The sequence below is a fragment of the Pseudomonas sp. GW821-FHT01A09 genome (assembly GCF_058986725.1).
Window position 1 is genome coordinate 176941 of sequence record NZ_JBYSWB010000002.1, and the last position, 11514, is coordinate 188454.

The 11514-nt window shown below is 60.3% G+C and carries 10 protein-coding genes; 1 reads left to right on the forward strand and 9 read right to left on the reverse strand.

The window, feature by feature from the left end; all coding sequences use genetic code 11:
- Positions 1 to 109: 109 nt before the first annotated feature.
- The 7 genes from AC3WJP_RS03055 to AC3WJP_RS03085 all read right to left on the reverse strand — a co-directional run bounded on the left by AC3WJP_RS03055 (position 110) and on the right by AC3WJP_RS03085 (position 7081).
- Positions 110 to 1060 (reverse strand): FecR family protein, encoded by a 951-nt coding sequence (locus AC3WJP_RS03055; protein WP_493719758.1) that lies wholly within the window; start codon positions 1058 to 1060, stop codon positions 110 to 112.
- Positions 1057 to 1569 (reverse strand): sigma-70 family RNA polymerase sigma factor, encoded by a 513-nt coding sequence (locus tag AC3WJP_RS03060; protein ID WP_493719759.1) that lies wholly within the window; start codon positions 1567 to 1569, stop codon positions 1057 to 1059. The genes AC3WJP_RS03055 and AC3WJP_RS03060 overlap by 4 nt, the downstream gene beginning before the upstream one ends.
- A 207-nt stretch (positions 1570 to 1776) precedes the next feature.
- Positions 1777 to 2550 (reverse strand): L-iditol 2-dehydrogenase, encoded by a 774-nt coding sequence (locus AC3WJP_RS03065; RefSeq protein WP_493719760.1) that lies wholly within the window; start codon positions 2548 to 2550, stop codon positions 1777 to 1779.
- Positions 2551 to 2600: 50 nt separating this feature from the next.
- Positions 2601 to 3698, reverse strand: a complete 1098-nt coding sequence (locus tag AC3WJP_RS03070) for an ABC transporter ATP-binding protein (protein WP_493719761.1) — start codon at positions 3696 to 3698, stop codon at positions 2601 to 2603.
- Between the two features lie 145 nt (positions 3699 to 3843).
- The gene (locus tag AC3WJP_RS03075; protein ID WP_493719762.1) at positions 3844 to 4677 is read right to left on the reverse strand and encodes a carbohydrate ABC transporter permease; all 834 of its coding nucleotides are present in this window, start codon (positions 4675 to 4677) and stop codon (positions 3844 to 3846) included.
- Between the two features lie 10 nt (positions 4678 to 4687).
- Entirely contained in the window at positions 4688 to 5614 is a 927-nt protein-coding gene (locus AC3WJP_RS03080) for a carbohydrate ABC transporter permease (protein ID WP_493719763.1), read from the reverse strand.
- 159 nt (positions 5615 to 5773) lie between these two features.
- On the reverse strand, positions 5774 to 7081 hold the full coding sequence (locus AC3WJP_RS03085) for an ABC transporter substrate-binding protein (protein WP_493719764.1): 1308 nt from the start codon (positions 7079 to 7081) through the stop codon (positions 5774 to 5776).
- A gap of 290 nt (positions 7082 to 7371) precedes the next feature.
- On the opposite strand from AC3WJP_RS03085, the gene AC3WJP_RS03090 reads away from it, so the two are divergent.
- Complete coding sequence (locus AC3WJP_RS03090) at positions 7372 to 8334, forward strand: helix-turn-helix domain-containing protein (RefSeq protein WP_493735664.1); 963 nt, start codon at positions 7372 to 7374, stop codon at positions 8332 to 8334.
- Positions 8335 to 8360: 26 nt separating this feature from the next.
- On the opposite strand, the gene AC3WJP_RS03095 is transcribed toward AC3WJP_RS03090, so the two are convergent.
- On the reverse strand, positions 8361 to 9683 hold the full coding sequence (locus AC3WJP_RS03095; RefSeq protein ID WP_493719766.1) for a DUF3100 domain-containing protein: 1323 nt from the start codon (positions 9681 to 9683) through the stop codon (positions 8361 to 8363).
- Between the two features lie 198 nt (positions 9684 to 9881).
- A complete protein-coding gene (gene ggt, locus AC3WJP_RS03100; protein ID WP_493719767.1) occupies positions 9882 to 11489 on the reverse strand; it encodes a gamma-glutamyltransferase in 1608 nt (535 codons plus the stop codon).
- Positions 11490 to 11514: the final 25 nt, after the last annotated feature.

Sequence of the window (11514 nt, forward strand, 5' to 3'; positions counted from 1 at the left end):
GGTGCAACTGGGCGGACGGATTTATAGGGGGGGCGTGAATTTTTTTTTTGCGGCCGTGGCGCAGACGGCAAAACCGGCCCGTCGGACCGGTCAGACAGCGCATGGGCGGTTAGACCCGCGGTTCGATATCGACCCAGAATGGGCTGTGGTAGCGTACCGTTACCGGTAGCGAGCGCTCCAGCAGCTGCAGCGTCTGGTCACTGTCATCAAGGAAATAGACCCCACTGATGCGCAGGCCGGCGATTTTCGGATCCAGCACGATAATGCCCCGGCGATATCGCCGCAGCTGCTCGACCACGTCGCCTAGAGAGGCGTCACGCACCTGTAGCACACCATCGACCCAGGCGCTTTCATAGCCGCTGGCGGCAGCGGTGGCCAGATACGCCGATTGATTGAAGCGCACGCTCTGGCCGGCTGTGGCGATTTGCTGCAGGCCAGAGCGCGTGGTGATCTGGACTTGCGAATGGAGCATCACCAGACGCGTGGCATCGGCTCGGTGAGCCACCAGAAAGCGGGTGCCCAAGGCGCGCATCCGCCCGTGTTCGGTTTCGACCACGAAGGGCCTGAGCGGGTCCCGCGCGACGTCGATCTGCAACTCGCCTTGATCGAGGGTCAGCAGGCGCTCGCGCTCGTTGAAGCGCACCGAAACGCGGCTGCGCGCGTCCAGGGTCAGCGTGCTGCCATCTTCGAGCATAAAGGTGTGCCGTTCAGCGGTGCTGGTCTGCAGCTCGCCCGGCAGTGTTACATAGCCGCAGAGGCGCCCCAAACTCAAGCCTAGGGCAGTGAAGCCCAAGGCCGACAAGCTCTTGCCCAGGAACTTGCGCCGGCTTGAGGGGGCGTTGACGCTGTTGAGCAGCGTCGCCCGCGGCACACCGCGCAAAGCCTCGACGGGCAGCTGCTTGAGCCCGCCGCCCATGCGGCTGAGGATTTCGGCGTGGCGCGGGTTACTGTCGCGCCAGGCCACGAATGCCTGGAGTTCCTCGGGGCTGGCCTGGCCGGACTGCACCAACGCCATCCACTGCGCGGCCTCGTTGATAGCACGGGGATCGACCAGACTCATGTAGGCGTTGCTACCTGATAGAGGCGTTTGAACGCCTGCGCCATGTACTGCTGCACCCGGGCGCCCGAGACACCCAACTGCGCGGCAATCTGCGCATAGGTCATGCCGTCCAGTTGGTGGTACAGGAACGCCGCCTTGGCATTACTCGACAAGCCGTCCAGCAGTTGATCCACCGTCAGCAGCGCCTCGATGATCAGCGCTTGTTCCTCGGCAGACGGGTGGTAAAGGTCACCTTGGTGGGCAAGGCTTTGCAGGTAGGCCTTTTCCAGATCGCGGCGGCGCCAGCCTTCATACATCAGCCGCCGCGCGATAGTGGTGAGGAAAGGTCGAGGAGCGCGCACCGCCAGGACATCGGTAGCCGTCAACACTTGCGCAAAGGTTTCCGAGGCAATGTCTTCGGCACTGTGCGGGCAACCTATGTCTCGCCCAATCCATGACCGCAACCACCGATAGTCACTGCTGAACCATTGGCCGATCAACAGGCTGCGAGATTTATGATCGACATCCACGACTTGACTCCCCCACACCCACTTGTCCTGAAAAGGGGGCCACTATGCTCTGAGGACAAAAAAAATCAAAAGAACAAATAGAACAGGAGCTAGTTATAAAAACACTATGGGCTATCCATATGACGGCGCCACCAAACGCGCGCTCACCCGGCTGCTGAGCGCGCTGAAACGAGCATGGGCTACGACGTCCGGGATACCCACCAAGGGTTAGCTCATCCAGTTCCCACCATCAACGTTGTAGGTCTGGGCGACCACGTAGCTGCTATCGGCAGAGGCCAGGAACACAGCCATGCCGGTCAGGTCCTCGGCTGTGCCCATGCGCCCGAAGGGCACTTCCTGGCCAACCAGTTTTTTCTTCTCCCCCAACGGCCGATTCTCATGCTTGGCGAACAACGCATCGACCCCGTCCCAATGCTCGCCATCGACTACACCCGGGGCGATGGCGTTGACGTTGATGCCATGCTTGATCAGGTTCAGCCCCGCGGATTGGGTCAGGCTGATGACCGCCGCCTTGGTTGCGCAATACACCCCCACTAGGGCTTCCCCACGCCGGCCGGCCTGGCTGGCCATGTTGATGATCTTGCCGCCCTGCCCTTGGCTGATCATCTGCTTGGCCGCCGCCTGCAGAGTGAATAGCGTACCGGCAACGTTGATCGAGAACAGTCGCTCGTAACTGTCGCGGGTAATATCAACGATGGGCGCGAGATCGAACAGCGCGGCGTTGTTGATGAGGATATCGAGTTTGCCGGCGTGGCTGACGACCGCAGCAATGGCCTGGTCGATGGACTGTTGGCGGGTGACGTCCATCTCCACGGCGTAGGCATTCGGGCCCAGCTCGCTGGCGGTGGCCTGGGCGCGCTGCAGATTGATATCAGCGATCGCAACGGTGGCCCCTTCATTGATATAGGCCAGCGCGAAAGCGCGACCGATTCCGCGTGCTGAGCCGGTTATCAACGCGCTTTTACCTTCGAGTCGTTTCATGAATTTTATCCTTGGCGGTGGGGTCGAGGCGCTATCGCCTCCAGAAGAGTTCAGGCCGCGCGCAGCTTCAAGGCACGCATCGCTTTGCCTTGGGCGTCGAACAAGTGGCAGTGGCTAGCGTCAATGCCGAGACGGCGCCTCTCGCCGTAGGCGACTTCGCAATCACCTTGCACGCGCACCGTCAGCGCCTCGCCGGAGATGGCGTTGACGTGACAGAAGGTGTCACTGCCCAAGCGCTCGGTCACATCGGTGGTCACCGGCAACGCGCCTTCCGGGTCCAAGCTAAGGTGCTCGGGGCGAACACCCAAGGTGACAACTTCCCCTGGTGTCAGATCACCTGGATCGCGAGGAATCAACAGGTGCGCACCGCTGGCCAGCTTCACTTCGACACCCCGGTGGTTGGGGACTACGACTGTGGCATCGAGAAATGCCATCTTGGGCGTGCCCAAAAAACCCGCCACAAATCGATTCGCCGGCTGGTGATACAGCTCCAGCGGCGAGCCCACCTGCTCGATCTGGCCGGCGTTGAGCACCACCACCTTGTCGGCCAGGGTCATGGCTTCGACCTGGTCGTGGGTGACGTAAATCATGGTGGCTTGCAGCTCTTTGTGCAGGCGCGACAGCTCCAGGCGCATCTGCACGCGCAGGGCTGCGTCGAGGTTGGAGAGGGGTTCGTCGAACAGGAAGATTTTCGGGTTGCGCACGATCGAGCGGCCGATCGCCACGCGCTGGCGCTGGCCGCCGGAGAGCTGCTTGGGCTTGCGCTCCAGCAGCGGGCCGAGTTCGAGGATGCGCGCGGCGTCGTCGACCTTGCGGGTCACTTCGGCCTTGTCCTGGCCGGCCAGGTTGAGGGCGAATGCCATGTTCTGGCGCACGGTCATGTGCGGATACAGCGCGTACGACTGGAACACCATGGCCAGGTCACGCTTGGCCGGGGTGACTTCGGTGATGTCGCGGCCATCGAGCTCGATGGTGCCGCTGGTGACGTCTTCGAGCCCGGCGATCAGGCGCAACAGGGTGGATTTACCGCAGCCCGACGGGCCGACGAACACCACGAATTCCCGGTCGCGGACTTCAAGGTCGACGCCCTTGATGATCTGCAGCCCTTCGAAGCCTTTTTTCAGGTTTTTTATTTTCAGCGTGGCCATGTCTGTTGCTCCTTATTTTTGTGAACGCCTCTGTGGTGAGGGGGCTTGCTCCCGAGGGGCCAAGCCTGCCTTGCTCGGTGTGTCAGTACCGGCCTCTCGGGAGCAAGCCCCCTCACCACAGGGTTGAAGTGGATATCGGGCATGGTCATTTCACTGCGCCGAACGAGAGGCCGCGCACGAGTTGCTTCTGGCTGATCCAGCCGAAGACAAGGATGGGCGCACAGGCTAGCGTCGACACCGCCGACAACTTGGCCCAGAACAACCCTTCAGGACTGGAGTACGAGGCGATCAACGCCGTCAGCGGCGCCGCCTGGGAGCTGGTCAGGTTGAGCGACCAGAACGCCTCGTTCCAGCACAGGATCAACGACAGCAGCACGGTCGAGGCCAGGCCGCCCTTGCTGATCGGCAGCAGCACCCGCACCATCTCTTGCCACAGCGTGGCGCCGTCCAGCCGTGCGGCTTCGAGGATGTCCTTGGGGATGTCCTTGAAGTAGGTGTAAACCATCCACACCACGATCGGCAGGTTGATCAAGGTGTAGATGATGATCAGCGCCGTACGCGAATCCAGCAGCTCCGCACCCTTGGCCAGCAGGTAGATGGGCATCAGCACGCCTACCGGCGGCAGCATCTTGGTCGAGAGCATCCACAGCAGGGTCTTCTTGGTGCGTTTGGTCTCGTAGAAGGCCATCGAGTAGGCCGCCGGCACGGCGATCAACATGCACAGCGCGGTGGCGGTGAACGAGATCAGCACCGAGTTCCAGGCGAAGTGGAAGTAGTCGCTGCGCTCCTGGATGTGCAGGTAATTCTCCAGCGTCGGCGTGAAGAAGAACTGCGGTGGTGTGGCGAAGGCGTCAATCTCGGTCTTGAAGCTGGTGAGGATCATCCAGAAAATCGGGAAGAAGATCACCAGCGCGATGATCCACGCCAGGCTGCCGAGCAGCGCGCTTTGCAGGCGCCGCGATTGTTTGAGCGTCATCATGGCGTCGTCCTCAGGTCTTGTCGGTCAGATTCTTGCCGATCATGCGTACCAGCACGATCGCCGCGATGTTGGCGATCACTACCGCGATTAGGCCGCCCGCCGAGGCCATACCCACATCGAACTGCACCAGCGCCTGGTTGTAGATCAGGTACGCGAGGTTGGTGGACGCGAAGCCCGGGCCACCGTTGGTGGTGGTGAAGATTTCGGCGAATACCGAGAGCAGGAAGATCGTCTCGATCATCACCACCACTGCAATCGGCCGCGCCAGGTGTGGCAGGGTCAGGTGCCAGAAAATCGCAATGGGCCCGGCACCGTCCAGGCGTGCGGCTTCTTTCTGCTCCTGATCCAGGGACTGCATGGCGGTCATCAGGATGAGGATGGCGAACGGCAGCCATTGCCAGCTGACGATGATGATGATCGACAGCAGCGGATAGTTGGCCAGCCAGTCGATGGGCTGCAGGCCAACGGCCTTGAACAGGGCGGCAAGAATGCCCGAGACCGGGTGGAAGATCAGGTTCTTGAACACCAGCGCGCCCACCGTGGGCATGATGAAGAATGGTGAAATCAGCAGCACCCGCACGATCCCGCGCCCGACGAAGTCACTGGCCTCCAGCAGCGCCGAAATCAGCACCCCGAATACCACGCTGATGAGCAGCACACTGCCCACCAGCACCAGGGTGTTCCAGGCGCCGGGCAGGAAGCCTGAGTCGGTGATGAAGAAGCTGAAGTTGTCCAGCCCGGCGAACTCGTTCTCGCCGGGGTTGAGCAGGTTGTAGCGGATCAGCGAAAAGTAGACGGTCATGCCCAGCGGCACGATCATCCACAGCAACAGGAGCAGGACCGACGGGCTGACGAGGAACCAGCCGGGGTTGATCAAGCGGCGCTTGGCGGTGTCCTTGGGGACATGCAGTTGCGCCTTGGCGGTGTGGGTGTTCATTGTTCTTGTACCTCAACGTGCGCAAATCCAAGGACCTGTGCAGATCCAGTGTGGCGGGGGGGCTTGCTCCCGATATGGTGGGTCTGCAACAACTTCGGCGACTGACATACCGCCTCGGGAGCAAGCCCCCTCACTACAGGGTTGGCGTCCAGCGGCGTGTTACTTCGGATACCCGGCGCGCTTCATGTCGCGCTCGGTGCTGCTCTGAGCGGCTGCGAGGGCCTGCTCCACCGACATCTGCCCCGTCAGAGCCGCCGAGAACAGCTTGCCCACGGAGGTACCTATCGCCTGGAATTCCGGAATGGTCACGTACTGGATACCCGTGTATGGCACCGCCTGCATTGACGGATGCACGGGGTCGGCATGTTTCATCATCTGCAAGGTCACCGCGGCGAACGGGGCCGCCTTGAGGTAGGCGTCGCTGTAGGTCGATTGACGCGTGCCTGGTGGCACGTTGGTGATGCCATCCTTCTCGGTCACCAACTGGATGTAGGTCTTGGACGTCGCCCAGGTGACAAAAGCCTTGGCCGCTTCCTTGTGCTTGGAGCTGGTGGGAATGGCCAGCGACCAGGCATACAACCACGACGAACCTTTGTCGGTTTTTTCCACCGGCGCCGGCGCAAAGCCGACGCTGTCGACCACCTTGCTCTGCTCCTTGTCGGTGGTGAATGAACCGGCCACGCTGGCATCAACCCAGATGGCGCACTTGCCACTGTTAAATAACGCCAAGGTCTCGTTGAAGCCGTTGCTGGACACCCCAGGCGGGCCATTCTTCTTCAAGGTGTCGACATAGAAGTTGGCGGCTGCGGTCCATTCAGGGCTGGTCAGCTGCGCCTGCCACTTTTCATCGAACCAACGCGCGCCAAAGGCATTGGCCATGGTGCTGAGCAGTGCGATGTTCTCGCCCCACCCGGCCTTGCCACGCAGGCACATACCGTACTGGTCCTTGCTCTTGTCGGTGAGTTTGTCGGCGAACTCGCCAAGCTGCGTCCAGGTGGGTTTTTCCGGCATGCTAAGGCCAGCCTGCTTGAAAAGATCGGTGCGGTAATAGGTGACGGTACTTTCACCGTAGAACGGCAGCGCGTAAAGGGTGCCATTGACCGATAAACCCTGGCGGACCGCGGGGAAGATATCCTCGACGTCATAGTCGGCGGGCAGGTCCTTCATCGGCTCCAGCCAGTTCTTGGCGCCCCACAGCGGGGTTTCGTAAGTACCGATGGTCAGCACATCGAACTGCCCGCCCTGGGTAGCGATGTCGGTGGTCAGGCGCTGGCGCAGGACGTTTTCTTCCAGCACGACCCAGTTGAGTTTGATATCGGGATGTTGCTGCTCAAAGACCTTGGACAGGCGCTGCATGCGGATCATGTCGCCGTTGTTGACGGTGGCGATCGTCACCGTGTCGACCGCAAAGCTGAGCGATGCGTAAGACAGGCCAGCCGAAAGAATTAACGCGGGGGTAATCTTCATGGGGCTCTCCGCTCCTGGCTGATGCAGCTGGAGCTATTATTTTTGTTGTTGACCACCGTTGTGCAAAACCGCACGTCACATCGGTGATGGACGATTCGATTAAAGCACCTGCCAAGACCTTCAACAAACGAATCAAGAACCGCAAAGTGATACTTTTTTAACCGAAGCCACCCCCCTACCCTCGAATCAAAAAAGTATCACCGCTCGACAAAATCGCCCCTAGGCACGTTGATGGATTTAAACGTATGGTGACGGCATCAGAACTCAAAAAATTATAAAAGAGGCCCCAGATGCCTGATACCCGCACGGCACTGTTCGAGCACCGACCGGCTGAACTCGAAGTCATATTGCCGCCCCCGGACCAGAGCTTTCGCTGGTACGAGCATGACTATCCGTACGAACTGGCTCGCTGGAACCACCATCCTGAATTCGAGATACACCTGATCCGCCAAGGCAGCGGCAAGCTGCTGGCCGGTGACTACATCGGCCCCTTCGGCCCCGGCCATGTCGCCCTGATCGGCCCGGACCTGCCCCACGACTGGATGGGTGACGTGGCGCCGGGCGAACACCTCGAGGGGCGCGACGTGGTACTGCAATTCGAAGGCACCGCCCTGGTGGCGCTGCGCAGCGCCTGCCCCGAGGTCGGCGAGCTCAAGCAGTTGTTCGAGCTGGCCCGCCGCGGCCTGCAATTCCATGGCTCGACGGCGCTGCAGGCCGCCGCGCTGTTGGAAGATATCGGTGGCGCCCAAGGCCTGGCACGGCTGATTCTGTTCCTGCAACTGCTCGACACCTTGGCCAAGGCACCCGCCCCTGACGTGCAAATACTAGCGAGCGCCTGCTATGCGCCGTCGCTGGACCCGCGCAGCTCGGCGCGCATCCATCAGGCGTTCGACTATCTGTTGAGCGAACTGACTGGGGACCTGCGGGTATCGGTGATCGCCGAACGGTTGCGGATGAGTGAGCCCGGTTTTTCGCGGTTCTTCAAACGCATCACCGGCCATTGCTTCATCGATTTGATGCGCAAGCTGCGCATCCAGCGCGCGTGCCGCCTGCTGGTACAGACCGAGCTGTCGGTAGCTGATATCTGCTTTGACGTCGGCTATGGCAACATCTCCAACTTCAACCGGCACTTCCGCACGGAAATGCAACAGACGCCAAGCGATTATCGGCGGGAAGCTGCCCGTGAGCTGTTCAATAGAGGCGGCCGCCATGCGCCGTTGCCGGGCTCGTCCTACGGCCATGTCCCGCGCTGACGACCGCCACGAAGTGAGAGGGCTGCTCAGATGAACAGCTGAGCGATCACCGTCGCTCCAAGAAACGTACCGGCGTTGGCCACAAAGGAAACCAGAACAATGCGCCAGCCCAGCCGGCGAAAAGCGGGGAGGTCTTTGGCCAATGCCAGCCCCGCCAACGTCAGCAATGGTGTCGCCATGGCCAGGAAATCCACCTTGTTTGCGAAGGAAACCACCGTGGCAGCCCAAGGGAACAGCGGCGAACTGAAATACATCGCCACTAGCGAAACGATTCCCACCGCTGGGATTTTACCTTTCAGCGTGCGAGCAAGTGTATGGCCGGTGATGACACAACCAAGCATGATCAACATGCCTGGGAATGGCGCCCAGAATTCGTTGTGATTGAGGATCGTACTACCCAGCAGCGCGATCAGCGCAATCACCGCCCAGGCAATCAGGCGCTCGCCGGCCGTCAGCGACTGCGCGTTCTCGACGTCTTCGACAGGTGCCAATGGTTTGAGCGAGGCGCTGCGCTTGGAAAATCGACCAATCCGGGGCTCCAGCACTCGATACAACCAGGTCGCCACTGGCAACGAAATGAACAGCGTGAAGTAAGTACCGACAACCGAGGTGAGTAAATTGCTGGCCGCTGCAAATGCGAGAATGGTCTTGCCCATTTCCGGCGGGTGTGCGGCGGCGATAGCAGCGGCGGCGGCTGCCATCACGGTCCCGCTGCCCACGCCCGCGCCCATTGCCAGTGCCTTGGCATCAAAAATATGCAGGCTGGCAATGAAACTGGCCAGCACGGTGATAAAAATCGCTCCGAACAAAGTGCCGGTCAGGTACTCCGCCAACACGCCACGACCTTCAGGAGAATTCATGCCGCGTCTTTCGCCGATGATGGCCAATGCTGGCTCGCGACCGATGGAAAAGGTTGCACCAATGGCCTCTTTCTTTATGCCAAGCAGCAACGCGAGGGGCAACGCCACGATCATCGTCCCGGCAAAATGACCCAGTTCCTGGAACAGCAGCGACCACCCGGAATTAAGCAACACGGGTAGCGACCCACCGACCAACAACCCAGTCTTGGCGGTAAATAGCAATAACCCGACTTGCAACGCACCGGCAGCCTTGAACTGCAACGGCAGGTCGAGCTTCAACGGGGCAGGCAAAACGGACCGCGCCGCGCCAACGGCACCGCCAATAATGATCGCCCAGATCATCGGCAACATTACCAGCGATATAGAACCTAGCTTCAAGGTGGTGGCGCCAATCAAATCGGCGACCACCACAATGGTTAACATGAACAGATAGAGACGGACCGTATTGAAGGACCTTCTCTGCGGGACGGCCGCAGATGCGGTTTGCATGATAGTTGCACCTAGTAGGCAGACTTTGAAAATGCCGGACCATCCTTACAATTCAGCGAGGATGTCGGCGCGCACAAAACAGCGCGAGATATTCGCATGTGCCGCAAAGCAACCAAAGTGACCAGTTGCTCTAAGCTTAGACAGCTAATACAAATGAATAAAACCAATAAAACGGCACTAGCATTAGATTAACCTTGACTAGAACGCAGCCGCCCATCCATCTCGTCGCGGATCTGAACCTGCAACATAAACACCGCCATCGAGCACCCGGATGCAGGATGCGCTGCCCATGCCCTCCAGCGGCGCGATCGGGTACAGGGTGTGGCCCTTGGCCCGGAGCAATCTCTGTTCAGCCATTGGAAAGTCGCTCTCGACCGTCAGCATATCGCCGCCACCGTGCGGCCAATTCGCATCCTGTCCGGGTTGCGAGCTGCCCCAGCGCGGTGCTTCGACCACGCTCTGCGGCGGCTGGTCGAAATCGACCAAACCCACCGCGATCTGCAAGTTGATCTGCACCTGATCGTCTGCGCCAGGCGTGCCGAAGACTGCCCACAACTTTCCATTCTTCAAGATCATTGGAGCGTTCATGGTATGGCGGACCCGTTTGCCGGCTACTAGCCCGTTCGGGTGCGCCTCGTCCAGATGCCAGCAACTCATGCGGTTGTTCATGACAATGCCCGACGCTGGCAAGGTCACACCAGAACCAAAAGTGCTGTTCAAACTTTGAATCGCCGACACCGCGTTGCCGTGTCGGTCGACGACACAAAAATACGTGGTGTTGCCTTGATGGGCGTACGTGCCGACGGGCAACAGCGCCGCCTGGGCGAGGTCTACACGGGCGGCAAGGCGAATGGCGTTGGTGTCGGATAGCAGGCTGTCCAGCGGGATCTCGAGGTGGTGTGGATCGCCGCCATAGCGCTCCCGATCGATGAAGGCCAGCTTCTTGGCTTCAATCAGGATATGCGCGACGTCGGCTGAAAGGTGGGCGCAGTTGCCGAAATCAAATCGCTCTACAATATTCAATGCCTCGAGAAGAACGAACCCGGTGGAATTGGGCGGCGTCTGTCTGAATTCATATCCGCGGTAGGTGCTGGCAATAGGCACCTGTCGCTGAGCGTCGAAAAGTTGCAGATCCGGTGCATTCACGGGAATGCCAACTGCCATAAAATCACCCAGCAGTTGATCGGCAAGCGCACCGCGATAAAAGCTCGGGGCGCCCTCTTGGGCAAGTCGCTCCAATGTCCGAGCCAGGCGCTCTTGGACCACGAAATGACCCAGAGCCGGGATCTCGTCCTGATCAAGGAAAATACTCGCGCTCAGCGCATTGGCTCGCAGACTGTCGAGTGCCCGCTCAGCGTAACGTTGGTAGGTTTGGGTCACCCCAAAACCGCCCCGCGCAGCCTCGATGGCTGGCTGCAGCAAGTCTGCCCAGGCCAGCGTACCCTGCTCTGCGTGCATCATGCCTAACGCCCCTAATGCCCCGGGGACCGAGACGCTGCATGGGCCGTTGAGCGGCAGTTCGTTGACCTTGTACAGCGCCGAGCCAAGTGGCGCGGTACCAGAGCCGTTGTACACGACGCCCTCCCCCGTACGACCGCGCAAGGTGTGATAAAAGCCGTCCCCGCCCAGTCCGGACATGTGCGGTTCAACCACACCCAGGGTCAAGGACACCGCAACGGCGGCATCCACCGCCGTACCGCCCGCTCGGAGGATATCCAAGCCCGCTTGTGTCGCGAGCGGATGATTCGAGGCGACAGCGCCCTGTTTACCGATGATCGATGGGCGGTGAGTGCGTTTGACTTGCATAGTGTTCCTTACTTGCAGAGCATTG

Excerpts from the sequence above, each read along its gene's own strand:
- AC3WJP_RS03055 (WP_493719758.1), bottom strand. The coding sequence starts at position 1,060 with ATGAGTCTGGTCGATCCCCGTGCTATCAACGAGGCCGCGCAGTGGATG.
- AC3WJP_RS03065 (WP_493719760.1), bottom strand. The coding sequence starts at position 2,550 with ATGAAACGACTCGAAGGTAAAAGCGCGTTGATAACCGGCTCAGCACGC.
- AC3WJP_RS03070 (WP_493719761.1), bottom strand. The coding sequence starts at position 3,698 with ATGGCCACGCTGAAAATAAAAAACCTGAAAAAAGGCTTCGAAGGGCTG.
- AC3WJP_RS03075 (WP_493719762.1), bottom strand. The coding sequence starts at position 4,677 with ATGATGACGCTCAAACAATCGCGGCGCCTGCAAAGCGCGCTGCTCGGC.
- AC3WJP_RS03080 (WP_493719763.1), bottom strand. The coding sequence starts at position 5,614 with ATGAACACCCACACCGCCAAGGCGCAACTGCATGTCCCCAAGGACACC.
- AC3WJP_RS03085 (WP_493719764.1), bottom strand. The coding sequence starts at position 7,081 with ATGAAGATTACCCCCGCGTTAATTCTTTCGGCTGGCCTGTCTTACGCA.
- AC3WJP_RS03090 (WP_493735664.1), top strand. The coding sequence starts at position 7,372 with ATGCCTGATACCCGCACGGCACTGTTCGAGCACCGACCGGCTGAACTC.
- AC3WJP_RS03095 (WP_493719766.1), bottom strand. The coding sequence starts at position 9,683 with ATGCAAACCGCATCTGCGGCCGTCCCGCAGAGAAGGTCCTTCAATACG.
- ggt (WP_493719767.1), bottom strand. The coding sequence starts at position 11,489 with ATGCAAGTCAAACGCACTCACCGCCCATCGATCATCGGTAAACAGGGC.